This window comes from Streptomyces sp. NPDC004126 (assembly GCF_050275515.1).
GTDB lineage: Bacteria > Actinomycetota > Actinomycetes > Streptomycetales > Streptomycetaceae > Streptomyces.
In genome coordinates this window covers 14,787-28,088 of sequence record NZ_JBNNPF010000044.1, presented here as the reverse complement: position 1 = coordinate 28,088, position 13,302 = coordinate 14,787, and the positions used below count along the sequence as shown (strand labels likewise).

Here is a 13,302-nt window from a genome sequence, read left to right as displayed (position 1 = left end):
GGTGGCCGTGCGGATCGGTGAACTGGCGGCGCGCACCGGGGTCGGTGAGCGTTCGCTGCGCTACTACGAGCAGCAGGGCCTGCTGGCGTCCGACCGGACGCCCGGCGGCCACCGGGACTTCCCCGAGCGGGCCGTCGACCGGGTCATCCGGATCCAGGAACTCTACGCGGCCGGCCTGAACAGCTCCAGGATCAGGCAGATCCTGCCCTGCATGCGCGACGAGGACGGCGGCCCCTCCGTGCGCGCCACCCCGGCCCTTGTGGCCGAACTGGCCGGCGAACGGGACCGGATCGACCGGATGATCGGCGACCTCCTCCGCTCCCGCGAGGTCCTCGACGAGGTCATCGCGGCGGCGGCCGGCCGCTCCACGGCGTCCCGGGGCTCCGTCGGCGCGTGATCTATCGTGACGTCCGATCCGGTTCCGGGACTACGGGAGGGCGACGGATGACCGTCGACGGTTTCAAACTGCTCGCGGACGCGCACGACTACCTGCTCACCGCCGTACGCGGCGTCCCCGACGGGGCCTGGGGGGACGCCACGCCCTGTTCGGAGTGGACGGTGGCCCAGGTGCTGAACCACGCGCGGCTGGACCAGCAGGCGCTGGTCATGCAGATCACGGGGACCGCGCCCGCGGGCGACCCGTTCGAGCCCGCGGACACGACGGCCGGGGACCCGGTCGCGGACCTGGCGGCGGTGCTGGAGTCGGCGGCCGCCGCCTGGGAGTCGGGGAGGGACGCCGAGAGCGTGCCCACCCCGATGGGGCCCATGCCCGCCGGGGCGGGCGCCGCCGTCGCGGCCCTCGACGCCGCCGTCCACGCGTGGGACATCGCCAGGGCCACCGGGCAGGACCTGCCGCTGACCGAGGAGATGGCAGGAGCGCTGGAGGACATCGCGTCCCGGATCGTCGACTTCGTGCGCGACTCGTACGGGAAGTACGCGCCGGCGCTGACCGTCGCGGACGGCGCGAACCGTGCGGAGAAGCTCCTGGCGTTCACCGGGCGCGACCCGCACTGGACCCGCTGAGACCCGCTGAGATCCGCTGACCCCGCGGCGGAAGGGCCGGCTCAGGCGCGGTACCGCTTGAGCTCGCGGTGCGCCAGCGAACGCTGGTGCACCTCGTCCGGCCCGTCCGCCAGCCGCAGGGTCCGCGCCGCCGCCCACAGTTCGGCGAGCGGGAAGTCCTGGCTGACCCCGCCCGCGCCGTGCAGCTGCACCGCCTGGTCCAGGATCCCCACGACCGCGCGCGGGGTCGCGATCTTGATGGCCTGGATCTCGGTGTGCGCGCCCCGGTTGCCCACCGTGTCCATCAGCCAGGCCGTCTTCAGCACCAGCAGCCGCAGCTGCTCGATGGTGACCCGGGCGTCCGCGATCCAGTTCTGCACGACGCCCTGCGCGGCGAGCTCCTTCCCGAAGGCCGTACGCCCCACCGCGCGCCGGCACATCAGCTCCACGGCCCGCTCCGCCATTCCGATCAGCCGCATGCAGTGGTGGATCCGGCCCGGGCCGAGCCGGGCCTGGGCGATGGCGAAGCCGGCGCCCTCCCCGCCGATCAGGTTCCCCGCCGGGACCCGGGCCCCGTCGAAGACGACTTCGGCGTGGCCGCCGTGGTCGTGGTCCGCGTACCCGTACACCGTCATCGCCCGGCGCACCTCCAGGCCCGGGGTGTCGCGCGGGACCAGGACCATCGACTGCCGGCGGCGCGGATCGGCCCCGTCCGGGTCGGTCTTGCCCATCACGATGAAGACCTTGCAGTCCGGGTTCATCGCCCCCGAGATGTACCACTTGCGCCCCGTGACCACGTACGAGTCGCCGTCGCGCTCGATGCGCGTCTCGATGTTCGACGCGTCCGAGGAGGCCACCTCCGGCTCCGTCATCGCGAAGGCGGAGCGGATCTCCCCGGCCAGCAGCGGCTCCAGCCACTGCTTCTTCTGCGCCTCGTCGCCGAACTGCGCGAGCAGCTCCATGTTCCCGGTGTCCGGGGCCGCGCAGTTGGTCGCCATCGGCGCCAGGTGCGGGCTGCGGCCGGTGATCTCGGCGAGCGGCGCGTACTGGAGGTTGGTCAGCCCCGCGCCGTACTCCTCGTCGGGCATGAAGAGGTTCCACAGGCCCTGGCGGCGCGCCTCGGCCTTCAGTTCGCCGAAGACGGCCGGGGTGTCCCAGGGCGAGGCCAGCCGTGCGCGCTGCTCGGCGGCGAGGGCTTCCGCCGGGTGGACGTACTCCTCCATGAACGCGAGCAGCCGCCCGCGGAGTTCCTCGGTCCGGGTGTCGAATGCGAAGTCCATGCGGTGCGGCTCCTCAGCCTTCCTGGAGGGTGGTCAGTCCGTGCTCGATGAAGACCGGGACCAGCTCGCCGATCCGGTCGAAGCCCGCGCCGACCGTCTGCCCGAGCACGTACCGGTAGTGGATGCCTTCGAGGATCACGGCGAGCTTGAACCAGGCGAAGGCCGTGTACCAGGCGATCGACCCGGTGTCCCGCCCCGAGCGGGCGGCGTACCGCTCGACCAGCTCGGCGGGCGCCGGATGGCCGGGCGCCCCGCTCGTGGTGCTGACCGGGGAATCGGCCAGGCCCAGGTCGGAGCTGTACATCACCAGCAGGCCGAGGTCCGTCAGCGGATCGCCCAGCGTGGACATCTCCCAGTCCAGCACCGCCCGGATCGTGTCGTCCGGCCCGCCGATCAGGACGTTGTCCAGCCGGAAGTCCCCGTGCACCACGGCCGGCGCGGGGGAGCGGGGCAGGGCCCGTCCCAGTGCCCCGTGCAGCTCGTCGATCCCGGCGAGCTCCCGGCCCCGGGAGGCCGCGAGCTGCTTGCCCCAGCGGCGCAGCTGCCGGTCCAGGAAGCCCTCGGGCCGGCCGAAGTCGCCCAGCCCCACCGCGTCCGGGTCCACCGCGTGCAGGTCGACCAGGGTGTCCACCAGGCCCAGCACCGCCCGCCGGGTGCGCTCGGGGCCGAGCTCCGCGAGCTGCCCGGCGGTCCGGTAGGGGGTCCCGTCCACGTGCTCCATGACGTAGAACGGCGCCCCGAGCACCTCCTCGTCCTCGCACAGCAGCAGCGGCTCGGGCACCGGCACGGCCGTTCCGTGCAGGGCCGAGATCACCCGGTGCTCGCGGCGCATGTCGTGCGCGGTGGCCAGGACGTGCCCCAGCGGCGGGCGCCGCACCACCCAGCGGGAGGTGCCGTCGGTGACCGCGTACGTCAGGTTCGACCGGCCGCCCTCGATCAGCCGGCCGCTCAGCGGCCCCGCCGTGAGCCCGGGCCGCGCGGCGTCCAGATGGCCGCGCAGCCTCCGCAGATCGAGGCCTCGGGGATCGGCTGGGGTCATGGCGCGCGCCTCCGTACGGGTCGACGACGGGATTCTCGGTCCGGGGCCATCATGCCGACCAGTCGGTATGCCGTCCAGGGGGTGGCCGGAAGAATCCCCCCGGCCGGCCCCGCTCAGCTCACGCGTGGCACAGGATCGGCGTCCCGCCGTTCATCACCGTCATGTCCCGCAGCACCGCCATGATGTCCAGCGGGGCCCCCTCCGGCTCCCCGGCCAGCTCGGCGTACGCCCGGTGCAGGTTCGCCACGAGCCGCTCGCTCTCCCGCCAGGCCGCGAACTCGCCCAGGTCCGCCCCCTGCGCCGCTTCCAGCGGGGTCAGCCCCTTCTCCCGGCCCTCCCGGGCCAGCTCGGCCACATGGCGCAGGTAGCGCTCGGTCGCGTCGTACGCCGAGGCGTCGGTCAGCGGCCCGTGGCCCGGTACGACGGTCTCCGCGCCCAGCGAGCGCAGCAGCTCCAGCGCCCGCAGCGAACCGGCGAGGGAGCCCATCGCGAGGAACGGGGTGCCGCCCGCGAAGACCAGGTCACCGGTGAACACCACCCGCTGCCGGGGCAGCCACACGACGGAGTCCCCGGTGGTGTGGGCCACGCCCGGGTGGATCACCTGCACCTCGGTGCCGCCGACGTGCAGGGTCAGCCGGTCGCGGTAGGTGAGGTCGGGCGCGGTGATCTCTATCGCCCCGAAGTCGGTCGCGGGCCAGATCAGCTCCAGCTGGTGCCCGGCGGCGAGCTGCTCGGCGCGCGCGTTGTCGTGGCCGACGATCAGCGCCTCGGGGGCGAACACGGCGTTGCCGTAGGTGTGGTCGCCGTGGTGGTGGGTGTTGACCACGGTCCGGGGCAGCGGTACCCCGGACGCCGCGACGGCCTCGCGCAGGGCCAGCGCGCGCCGTTCGGTGGCCGCGGTGTCGACGAGCAGGGTGCGCCCGCCGTCGCTGATCCAGCCGGCGTTGTTCAGGCACCAGCCCCCGTCGGGCTGGACGTAGGCGTGCACCCCGGCCGCGGGCTGGACGACGTACGGCTCTTCGACGGTCATGGAGGCTCTCCCCGGATCGCTGTGACAGGCGGTCAGCATCCTGTCAGCCGGGGGCCAGGCCGGGGAGAGCGGGGGCGGCCGGGGTGGCCGGGGATCGTCAGTGGTCGTCGTAGTGGCCGTCGTGCCGGGCGTGCCGGTGCCCGTCGTGCAGGTAGTCGAGGTGGTCGCCGTGCGGGACCGCGTCGTGCCCGCAGCCCTCGCCGTGCCGGTGGTCGTGCTCCTCGTGCGGGGCGTGCTCGGAGGTCTCGCACTCGTCCCAGTGCCCCGAGTGCTGCCGGTGCAGGTGGCCGTCGTGCGCGTAGTCCAGGTGGTCGCCGTGCTCGACGGCCGTGTGCCCGCAGCCGGGGCCGTGCTCGTGGGCGTGCGTGGGGTGTTCCTGGTGCAGGGTCGTCATGCGGCCGAGGCTAGTGCGGAACCTCCCGGGCTGCCCGTTCTGTCCCCGTGGCGCGGCACTAATGGGACCGTAGGGCGATCGCATGGTCCGGCCGCCGGGCACACCGCACGGACCCGGCAGACCCGGCAGACCCGGCAGACCGGACAGGCCGGCCGGACCGCCCGGCCCCCGCCTCAGACGATGACCGCCATCGCGAACACCGCCAGGCCCACCGAACACAGCACCGCCCCCAGCGCCACCCGCGGCGAGAGCCCTGGCGGCCGGGCCCCGGCCAGCTCCCGCACCCGCCGGTGCGCCACCCACAGGAAGGCCACCCAGATCAGCGCGATCACCGCCGTCCCGGCCACCTCGATCCGCGAGCCCGTCCCGTGCAGGGCCTGCCGCAGCGCCAGCAGCGCCGTGACCGAGCAGGCCAGCGTCGTGCGCCGCCACGCCAGCCGCGTCCGCTCGGGCTGGAGCCCCGCGTCACGGGCCGCCGTACCGGGACGGGTCACCGCTCGGCCGTCCAGCCCAGCAGCACGACCACCACCATCGACACCGCCACCAGCCCCACGCCCATGCTCAGCACCACCGGGAACCGGGACACCGGCAGGTCCTCGCCCCGCCGCATGGCCCGCTCGCACCGCACCCAGTGGTTCACGGCCCGCAGTGCGCACGCCGCGCCCACCGCCAGCAGCGCGAAGGCCATCCCGACCCGCACCCCCCACCGCAGGTCCGGCAGGAACTGGTCCACCGCGAACCCGCCGCCGACCAGCGCCAGCGAGGTGCGGATCCAGGCGAGGAAGGTCCGCTCGTTGGCGAGGGAGAAGCGGTAGTCCGGCGTCTCGCCCTCGTCCCGCACCCGCTCCGGTGCGAACCAGAGCCGCAGGTCCTTGACGAAGTCGATCACATGGCCAATTTACGTCCCCGTCACGGACCCGGCGCGGGCTGGGTCCCCTCCCCGGGCAGGGTCCCGCCCCCGGGCAGGCCCCCGCCCTCCCGGAAGGCGCGCAGCCGCCGGTACGCCTCCAGCCCGTCCGGCACCCACGCCCAGTCCCCGCCCGCGACCCGCCGGTCCAGCTCCTCCTGCGGCAGCCAGGTGTGCCAGTCCACCTCCGATGCCTGCGGGGCCACCGGCAGGGTGCACCGCACCTCGTGCACGTACGACCACCAGCCGCCGCCCGGACCCTCGTAGAGGAACTTGAACAGCGGCCGCGGCCTCGGCAGCCCGCTCACCCCGAGCTCCTCCCCGGCCTCCCGCAGCGCGGCGTCCGCGTACTCCTCGCCGGCGCCCAGCACCCCGCCCACGAACATGTCGTAGTGCGAGGGGAAGACCAGCTTCGACGCGGTCCTGCGGTGCACGAAGACCCGCCCCCGCGCGTCCCTGGCCAGGACGAACACGCACCGGTGCAGCAGTCCCCGGCGGTACACCTCGCCCCGGGGCGCCCACCCCGTGACCCGGTCGTCCCGGTCCACCACGTCCAGTACCTCGTCAGCGGGATCCATGAACCCATCCAACCACCGCTGTTGACTGGTTACCGCTCCGTAGCCAAGGATCTGCCCCACCACCGACCGACCGGAGGACCGGCAGGCATGACGTACGACGCTGACGTGATCGTGATCGGAGCGGGCCTCGCGGGCCTCGTGGCCACCGCCGAGCTCGTCGACGCGGGCCGCAGGGTGATCCTCCTCGACCAGGAGCCGGAGCAGTCCATCGGCGGCCAGGCGCACTGGTCCTTCGGCGGGCTGTTCTTCGTGGACTCGCCCGAGCAGCGCCGCATGCGCATCAAGGACAGCCGCGAGCTCGCCCTCCAGGACTGGCTCGGCACCGCCGGGTTCGACCGGGAGGAGGACGCCTGGCCGCGCCGCTGGGCCGAGGCGTACGTGGACTTCGCGGCCGGCGAGAAGCGGCCCTGGCTGCACTCCCGCGGGGTGCGCTTCTTCCCGGTGGTCGGCTGGGCCGAACGCGGCGGCTACGACGCGAACGGCCACGGCAACTCCGTGCCCCGCTTCCACATCACCTGGGGCACCGGCCCCGGCCTGCTGGAGCCCTTCGTGCGGCGGGTCCGCGCCGGAGCGGCCCGCGGGCTGGTCCGGTTCGCCTTCCGCCACCGCGTCACCGGCCTGTCGGCCACCGCCGGCGCCGTGGACACCGTCACCGGCGAGGTACTGGCCCCCTCGGACGCCGTACGCGGCACCGCGAGCAGCCGGGAGGCGGTCGGCGCGTTCAGCATGCGGGCCCAGGCGGTGATCGTGACCAGCGGCGGCATCGGCGGCAACCACGACCTCGTGCGCGCCCAGTGGCCCGAACGGCTCGGCACCCCGCCCGCGCGGATGCTCTCCGGGGTCCCCGCGCACGTCGACGGCCTGATGCTGGGCATCACCGAGGCCGCCGGGGCCAGCCACATCAACAAGGACCGGATGTGGCACTACACCGAGGGCATCGAGAACTGGAACCCCATCTGGGCCCGGCACGGCATCCGCATCCTGCCCGGCCCCTCCTCGCTCTGGCTCGACGCCACCGGCAAGCGGCTGCCCGTACCGCTCTTCCCCGGCTTCGACACCCTCGGCACCCTCGACCACATCATGCGGACCGGCCACGACCACACCTGGTTCGTGCTCAACCAGCGCATCATCGGCAAGGAGTTCGGCCTCTCCGGCTCCGAGCAGAACCCCGACCTGACGGGGAAGTCCGTCCGCGAGGTGATCAACCGGGCCCGGCAGGCGGTCCCCGGACCGGTCAAGGCCTTCATGGACCACGGCGTCGACTTCATCGTGGAGCGGGACCTTTCGGCGATGGTCCGCCGGATGAACGAGCTCACCAAGGAGGACCTGCTCGACGAGGCCGCCGTCCGCCGGGAGATCACCGCCCGCGACCGGGAGATCGCCAACCCCTTCACCAAGGACCTCCAGGTGACGGCCATCCACGGAGCGCGCAGGTACCTCGGCGACAAGCTGATCCGCACCGCCGCCCCGCACCGCATCCTGGACCCCGCGGCCGGCCCGCTGATCGCCGTCCGGCTCTCGATCCTGACCCGCAAGTCCCTGGGCGGCCTGGAGACCGACCTGTCCTCCCGCGTCCTGACCCCCTCCGGCGACCCCCTGCCCGGCGTCTACGCGGCCGGCGAGGCCGCCGGCTTCGGCGGTGGCGGCGTCCACGGCTACCGCGCGCTGGAGGGCACCTTCCTCGGCGGCTGCGTCTTCTCGGGCCGCGCCGCGGGCCGCGCGGCGGCCCGCGCGGTCGGCTAGTCGCGGACGATGCGGAAGCGCTCCGCCACCACGAGGGTGTCGTCGTCCACGGTGAAGGCCGGATCGCCCAGCCAAGCGCGATGCTGCTCGCTCTGCCAGAAGCCCTCGTGCGCGGAGCGCCATTCGGCCACGGAGGCGAAACCCTCGCCCTCGTCCAGCGCGTGCCGCAGGCCGACCTCGGCCAGCCGCAGCACCTGGACGTCCGTGATCTCCAGGACGGCCAGGGGCTGCTCGTCGGAGTCGACCAGCACCACGCGTTCCCCCGGCCGCGGCACTGGCTCGCCCTCGGTCTCGTACCCCTTGAGCAGGCCCGTCGTCGTGGTCTTGGCGCCGCTCAGCACGGCGGCGGTCAGGGTGTCGCGCAGTTCCCCGGGAAAGCCCATCTCGAAGGGGCGCAGACCATCGTGGTTCGTCATGCGCCCACCCTATGGACCGTCCTCCCAGGTCACACCTGCATTTCGAACCGTCACTTGCGTCCCAACTCGCCCCTTCTGCTCACCAGTTGAAACGCGCCACCCAGTGGACCGGACCTTGACGCGGAGCTGTGCCTACCGGTTTGCTGTGCGTGATCATCCGGACTGACCACCGGCACGATCGAGCCGCGCCGCCGGCACCCCACGCGTACCACCGAACCGACCGCCCCACCCGTGCCCCCGTGCGTACACCCGTGTACGCAGCCCACCCGCGCCCGCGTCCTGGAGGGAACCCGCGGATGTCCCCGCCTCCGCCGCCCCTCGGCCGCGCCCGCAAGCGGGACGCCCAGCTCTTCGACCCGGCCCTGTGCGACACCGAGCTCGTCGGCGTCCGGAGCCAGTTCACCCAGGGCCGCTGGGCCAAGGCCCGCGCCCTCCTCGTCGCCACCGGCGACGACTGGGACCGCCGCGGCCACCGCCTCGTCGTCCTCGCCGAGACCCCCGCGGCCACCGCCTGGGCCAACGAATGGCTGCTCGCCGAACCCGACAGCGCCGACGCCGCCACCCTCCTCGCCTGCGCCGCCGTCTCCACCGCCCTGCGCGGCAAGGGCAGCCCCGAGGCCGCCGACGCGGCCTGCCGCCGCGCCGCCGCGCTGCTCCCCGCCGACCCCACCCCCTGGCTAGGCCTCCTCATGCTCGCCCGCGCCTTCGGCACCGAGGAGGAGTTCAGCCGCCACTTCGACCAGGTCCGGGCCCGCCACCGCGAGCACCACCACGCCCACCACCTCATGGTCGCCAGGCTCGCCGAACGCGCCCCCGCCTCCGGCCACGACCCGCTCCACGAGGTCTACGACTTCGCCGCCTGGGCCGCCGAGGAGTCCCCGGCCGACTCGCCGCTCGCCGTCCTGCCCGTGATCGCCCACGCCGAGCGCTTCCGCGTCCTCGCCGCCGCCCGCGGCAGCAGCACGGCCGGGACCGCCGCCGAGCACTGGACCGGCCGCCGCGCCCGCCAGGTGCTGCGCTCCGCCTTCGACTGGTGGCTGGAGTGGGAGCGCGAGGACCACCCCCGCAACCGGGTCGACCTCAACTTCCTCGCCCACGCCAAGCTCTGCGAAGGCCGCCCCGCCGAAGCGGCCGCCCTCTTCCACCGCATCGGCAGCCATGCCACCCGCGCCCCCTGGTCCTACCCGGACCGCGACCCGCACAAGGCCTTCCTCGCCGCGCGCAGTGCCGCGCTCGGCACCGCTTGACCAGTCACCCCCGAAAGGACCCTGCCATGCCGACGGGCAGATCCACCACGCTCCCAGCCGACTCCGCGGCCGAGATACGCACGTACAAGGGCCAGGACCGCGCCCTGCGCGCGGACCGCCTCGGCACCGCCGGACTGCTGCTCTCCGTCCTCGCCGCCAGCGCGCCCCTGATGGTCGTCGCCGGTGTCATGCCCACGATCTTCGGGGTCATGGGCATCGTCGGCCAGCCGCTGCTCTTCGTCATCCTCGGCGTCGTCCTCGCCCTGTTCGGGATCGGCTACGCCGAGATGAGCCGGCACGTCCACAACGCCGGAGCCTTCTACGCCTACATCGCCCGCGGCCTCGGACCCACCGCCGGCGCCTCCGCCTCCCTCGTCGCCCTCGTCGCGTACAGCGCCATGCAGGTCGGCGTCTACGGCATCCTCGGCTTCGAGATCTCCGGCCTCTTCGCCACCTACCTCGACACCCAGGTCGCCTGGTGGATCCCGGCCCTGATCGCCGTCGCCGCCACCGGCGCCCTCGGCTGGCTCAAGATCGACCTGAACGCCAAGGTGCTCGGCGTCCTGCTCCTCATCGAGTGCGCCCTCGTCGTCGTCTTCGACGCCGCCGCCCTCGGCAAGCCCGGCCCCGAGGGCCTCTCCCTGGACGCCTTCGACCCCTCCACCCTCGGCGGGGCCGGCCTCGGCACCGCGCTGTGCTTCTGCATCGCCGCCTTCGTCGGCTTCGAGCAGTCCCCGGTCTACGCCGAGGAGACCAGCAAGCCGCACATCGTCGTCTCCCGCGTGATGTTCCTCGCCATCGGCTTCGTCGCCCTCTTCTTCGCCCTCAGCGCCTGGGCCCTCTCGGTCGCCACCGGCCCCGCCGGCATCGTGAAGGCCTCCGCCGAGGCCGGTCCCGGCCTGCTCTTCGAGCTCACCCAGAGCCGTCTCGGCGCCGCCTTCACCGACGTCCTGCACGTGCTCTTCGTGACCGGCATGTTCGCGGCCATGCTCAGCTTCCACAACGTCGTCGCCCGCTACGCCTTCGCGATGGGCCGCGAGGGCCTGCTCCCGGCCCGCTTCGGCCGCACCAACCCGGGCACCGGCGCCCCCGCCACCGGCTCCCTCCTGCAGACCGTGGTCGCCGCCGTCGTCGTCCTCCTCTTCGCCGTCACCGACTCCGCGCCGGCCGGCGACCCCACCGCCCCCGTCCTGCACCTGTTCACCTGGATGGGCAGCGTCGGCGCCCTCGGCGTGACCGTCCTCATGGCCGCGGCCTCCTTCGCCGTCATCGCCTTCTTCGTCCGCCGCGGCACCGCCGGCGCCCAGATCTGGCGCCTCGCCGCCGCCGGCCTGGCCGGCCTCGCCCTGGTCGGCATCGCCGTCTACACCGTCAAGGACTTCGCCGTCCTGGTCGGTGCCGAGCAGGGCTCCGCGCTGAGCTGGGCGCTGCCCGCGATCATCGCCGTCGCCGCCCTGGGCGGGCTCGTCCACGGGCTGGTCCTGAAGTCCCGCCGCCCCGAGGCCCACGCCCGGATCGGCCTGGGCAACGAGGCCTTCCGCCTCGACCAGGCCGCCGACGCCGCACCGGGTGCCTGACCGCCCGCAGCCCTCGTATTCGTACCCCTGGGAAGCCCCCGGAGACCGTTTCCATGGTCGCCGGGGGCTTCCGCGTTCGGTGGCCGATTTTGGCGGGTTGCGGAGGCACGTGGTCTCCTATGGCGACAAAATCACCGGAACCGCGATACGGGGGAAACCACCCAGCTCCCCCGCACGCGGCTGTCCGGACCTGCCTGACCGAACCACGAAGGCGAAGTCCCACATGAGTGATCGCACCTTGGCCGAGGCCCCCGCCGAGCCGTCCCGCCGCCCCGTCGACGCCGGTGACGAGGGTTACAGCAAGGACCTCAAGTCCCGCCACATCAACATGATCGCCATCGGCGGCGCGATAGGCACCGGCCTCTTCCTCGGTGCCGGAGGCCGCCTCGCCGGCGCCGGTCCCTCCCTGGCCATCGCCTACGCGGTGTGCGGAGTCTTCGCCTTCTTCGTCGTCCGGGCCCTCGGCGAGCTCGTCCTCTACCGCCCGTCCTCCGGCGCGTTCGTCTCGTACGCGCGCGAGTTCATGGGAGAGAAGGGCGCCTACACGGCCGGCTGGCTGTACTTCCTCAACTGGTCCACGACCACCGTGGCCGACATCACCGCCGCCGCGACCTACGCGCACTTCTGGTCGATGTTCACCGACATCCCCCAGTGGGTCCTCGCCTTCATCGCCCTGGCCGTCGTCCTCACCGCGAACCTGATCTCGGTGAAGTACTTCGGCGAGATGGAGTTCTGGTTCTCCCTGGTCAAGGTCGCGGCCCTCACGCTCTTCCTGCTCGTCGGCATCTACCTCGTCGCCACCAGCCACGACATCGGCGGCAACACCCCGGGCCTCGCCAACATCACCGACAACGGCGGCATCTTCCCCTCCGGCGTCCTGCCGATGCTCCTGGTCATCCAGGGCGTCGTCTTCGCGTACGCCTCCGTCGAGCTCTGCGGCGTCGCCGCCGGCGAGACCGAGAACCCCGAGAAGATCATGCCGAAGGCGATCAACTCGATCATGTGGCGCGTGGGCATCTTCTACGTCGGCTCCGTGGTCCTGCTGGCCCTGCTGCTCCCGTACACCGCGTACTCGGCCGACCAGAGCCCCTTCGTCACCGTCTTCGACAAGCTCGGCGTCCCCGGCGCCGCCGGCATCATGAACCTGGTCGTCCTGACCGCGGCACTGTCCAGCCTGAACTCCGGCCTCTACTCCACCGGCCGCATCCTGCGCTCGATGGCCATGTCGGGCTCCGCCCCCAAGTTCACCGGCGTCATGAACAAGGGCAAGGTCCCCTACGGCGGCGTGCTCTTCACCGCCGCCTTCGGCGTCGCGGGCGTCGGCCTGAACTACTGGATGCCGGGCGAGGCCTTCGAGATCGTCCTCAACCTGGCCTCCATCGGCATCCTCGGCACCTGGGCCATGGTCATGCTCTGTTCGCTGTTCTTCTGGCACCGCTCGAAGAACGGCCTGGTCGAGCGCCCGTCCTACCGCCTGCCCTGGGCCCCGTACACCCAGATCGTGACCCTGGTCTTCCTGGTCACGGTGCTGGTCCTGATGTGGAGCGACGGCGGCGTCGGCCGCACCACGGTCATGTTCCTCCCGGCGATCGCCGCCGCCCTCGTCGGCGGCTGGTTCCTGGTCCGCCGCCGCGTCAACGAGCTCGCGTCCGCCAACGCCGCCGACTGACCCGGTCCGCCCGTACGAGAGGCCCCCGGGCCGGGATCCGAGATCCCGGCCCGGGGGCCTCTCCACATTCCCGCATTCCCGCGCTTCCACGGGGGAACGAAGAAGGACCCCGCCGAAGCGGGGTCCTTCTGTTTGTGTCCGAGGGGGGACTTGAACCCCCACGCCCGATAAAGGGCACTAGCACCTCAAGCTAGCGCGTCTGCCATTCCGCCACCCGGACAGGGTGTGCGCCTCACGTTCCTTGCGGCCCGTTGCGACGTGGAAAACATTACCAAACATTCCGGGGTCGCCGGTCCACGCCCTGCTCCGCCCCCGGAGCCCCCCGGGAACGAAGAAGGACCCCGCCGAAGCGGGGTCCTTCTGTTTGTGTCCGAGGGGGGACTTGAACCCCCACGCCCGATAAAGGGCACTAGCACCTCA

The 13,302-nt window shown here is 72.9% G+C and carries 14 protein-coding genes and 1 tRNA gene; 6 read left to right on the top strand and 9 right to left on the bottom strand.

Going from position 1 to position 13,302, the window contains the following annotated elements:
• Positions 1-7: 7 nt before the first annotated feature.
• Both ACQKM2_RS31255 and ACQKM2_RS31250 read left to right on the top strand, forming a co-directional pair.
• Positions 8-397 carry a MerR family transcriptional regulator gene (locus tag ACQKM2_RS31255; RefSeq protein ID WP_427715647.1) on the top strand — a complete coding sequence of 130 codons (390 nt, stop codon included), beginning with the start codon at positions 8-10 and terminating at the stop codon, positions 395-397.
• Between the two features lie 47 nt (positions 398-444).
• A complete protein-coding gene (locus ACQKM2_RS31250) occupies positions 445-1,023 on the top strand; it encodes a TIGR03086 family metal-binding protein (protein WP_427715646.1) in 579 nt (192 codons plus the stop codon).
• A gap of 41 nt (positions 1,024-1,064) precedes the next feature.
• Here the strand turns inward: ACQKM2_RS31250 and ACQKM2_RS31245 are convergent, their stop codons facing one another.
• The 7 genes from ACQKM2_RS31245 to ACQKM2_RS31215 form a co-directional block, all read right to left on the bottom strand.
• Positions 1,065-2,282, bottom strand: a complete 1,218-nt coding sequence (locus ACQKM2_RS31245) for an acyl-CoA dehydrogenase family protein (protein ID WP_427715643.1) — start codon at positions 2,280-2,282, stop codon at positions 1,065-1,067.
• 13 nt (positions 2,283-2,295) lie between these two features.
• On the bottom strand, positions 2,296-3,321 hold the full coding sequence (locus ACQKM2_RS31240) for a phosphotransferase family protein (RefSeq protein ID WP_427715640.1): 1,026 nt from the start codon (positions 3,319-3,321) through the stop codon (positions 2,296-2,298).
• A 118-nt stretch (positions 3,322-3,439) separates the two neighbouring features.
• Positions 3,440-4,351 (bottom strand): MBL fold metallo-hydrolase, encoded by a 912-nt coding sequence (locus ACQKM2_RS31235; protein WP_427715638.1) that lies wholly within the window; start codon positions 4,349-4,351, stop codon positions 3,440-3,442.
• 97 nt (positions 4,352-4,448) lie between these two features.
• Entirely contained in the window at positions 4,449-4,745 is a 297-nt protein-coding gene (locus ACQKM2_RS31230; protein ID WP_427715637.1) for a hypothetical protein, read from the bottom strand.
• A gap of 173 nt (positions 4,746-4,918) precedes the next feature.
• Complete coding sequence (locus ACQKM2_RS31225; RefSeq protein WP_427715635.1) at positions 4,919-5,239, bottom strand: DUF202 domain-containing protein; 321 nt, start codon at positions 5,237-5,239, stop codon at positions 4,919-4,921.
• Positions 5,236-5,634 (bottom strand): YidH family protein, encoded by a 399-nt coding sequence (locus tag ACQKM2_RS31220; protein ID WP_427715634.1) that lies wholly within the window; start codon positions 5,632-5,634, stop codon positions 5,236-5,238. Before ACQKM2_RS31220 ends, ACQKM2_RS31225 begins: the two co-directional genes overlap by 4 nt.
• 20 nt (positions 5,635-5,654) lie before the next feature.
• Positions 5,655-6,230 (bottom strand): NUDIX hydrolase, encoded by a 576-nt coding sequence (locus ACQKM2_RS31215; RefSeq protein ID WP_427715632.1) that lies wholly within the window; start codon positions 6,228-6,230, stop codon positions 5,655-5,657.
• A gap of 87 nt (positions 6,231-6,317) precedes the next feature.
• Between ACQKM2_RS31215 and ACQKM2_RS31210 the strand changes: the two genes are divergently transcribed.
• Positions 6,318-7,973 carry an FAD-binding dehydrogenase gene (locus tag ACQKM2_RS31210; protein WP_427715630.1) on the top strand — a complete coding sequence of 552 codons (1,656 nt, stop codon included), beginning with the start codon at positions 6,318-6,320 and terminating at the stop codon, positions 7,971-7,973.
• Here ACQKM2_RS31210 and ACQKM2_RS31205 read toward each other — a convergent pair.
• A complete protein-coding gene (locus ACQKM2_RS31205; RefSeq protein ID WP_427715627.1) occupies positions 7,970-8,389 on the bottom strand; it encodes an ASCH domain-containing protein in 420 nt (139 codons plus the stop codon). The genes ACQKM2_RS31210 and ACQKM2_RS31205 overlap by 4 nt on opposite strands.
• Before the next feature lie 296 nt (positions 8,390-8,685).
• Here ACQKM2_RS31205 and ACQKM2_RS31200 point away from each other — a divergent pair, with 296 nt between their 5' ends.
• The 3 genes from ACQKM2_RS31200 (at position 8,686) to ACQKM2_RS31190 (ending at position 12,882) form a co-directional block, all read left to right on the top strand.
• Positions 8,686-9,636: a hypothetical protein gene (locus ACQKM2_RS31200; protein WP_427715626.1), complete on the top strand. Its 951-nt coding sequence runs from the start codon at positions 8,686-8,688 to the stop codon at positions 9,634-9,636.
• Positions 9,637-9,662: 26 nt separating this feature from the next.
• On the top strand, positions 9,663-11,213 hold the full coding sequence (locus tag ACQKM2_RS31195) for an APC family permease (protein ID WP_427715623.1): 1,551 nt from the start codon (positions 9,663-9,665) through the stop codon (positions 11,211-11,213).
• Between the two features lie 223 nt (positions 11,214-11,436).
• The gene (locus tag ACQKM2_RS31190; protein WP_427715621.1) at positions 11,437-12,882 is read left to right on the top strand and encodes an amino acid permease; all 1,446 of its coding nucleotides are present in this window, start codon (positions 11,437-11,439) and stop codon (positions 12,880-12,882) included.
• Positions 12,883-13,017: 135 nt separating this feature from the next.
• Here the strand turns inward: ACQKM2_RS31190 and ACQKM2_RS31185 are convergent.
• Positions 13,018-13,102, bottom strand: a tRNA-Leu gene (locus ACQKM2_RS31185).
• Positions 13,103-13,302: the final 200 nt, after the last annotated feature.

What these genes read in the sequence shown, in the direction of transcription:
- ACQKM2_RS31250 (WP_427715646.1), top strand. Translation starts at nt 445, where the DNA reads ATGACCGTCGACGGTTTCAAACTGCTCGCGGACGCGCACGACTACCTG.
- ACQKM2_RS31245 (WP_427715643.1), bottom strand. Translation starts at nt 2,282, where the DNA reads ATGGACTTCGCATTCGACACCCGGACCGAGGAACTCCGCGGGCGGCTG.
- ACQKM2_RS31240 (WP_427715640.1), bottom strand. Translation starts at nt 3,321, where the DNA reads ATGACCCCAGCCGATCCCCGAGGCCTCGATCTGCGGAGGCTGCGCGGC.
- ACQKM2_RS31235 (WP_427715638.1), bottom strand. Translation starts at nt 4,351, where the DNA reads ATGACCGTCGAAGAGCCGTACGTCGTCCAGCCCGCGGCCGGGGTGCAC.
- ACQKM2_RS31230 (WP_427715637.1), bottom strand. Translation starts at nt 4,745, where the DNA reads ATGACGACCCTGCACCAGGAACACCCCACGCACGCCCACGAGCACGGC.
- ACQKM2_RS31215 (WP_427715632.1), bottom strand. Translation starts at nt 6,230, where the DNA reads ATGGATCCCGCTGACGAGGTACTGGACGTGGTGGACCGGGACGACCGG.
- ACQKM2_RS31210 (WP_427715630.1), top strand. Translation starts at nt 6,318, where the DNA reads ATGACGTACGACGCTGACGTGATCGTGATCGGAGCGGGCCTCGCGGGC.
- ACQKM2_RS31205 (WP_427715627.1), bottom strand. Translation starts at nt 8,389, where the DNA reads ATGACGAACCACGATGGTCTGCGCCCCTTCGAGATGGGCTTTCCCGGG.
- ACQKM2_RS31200 (WP_427715626.1), top strand. Translation starts at nt 8,686, where the DNA reads ATGTCCCCGCCTCCGCCGCCCCTCGGCCGCGCCCGCAAGCGGGACGCC.
- ACQKM2_RS31195 (WP_427715623.1), top strand. Translation starts at nt 9,663, where the DNA reads ATGCCGACGGGCAGATCCACCACGCTCCCAGCCGACTCCGCGGCCGAG.
- ACQKM2_RS31190 (WP_427715621.1), top strand. Translation starts at nt 11,437, where the DNA reads ATGAGTGATCGCACCTTGGCCGAGGCCCCCGCCGAGCCGTCCCGCCGC.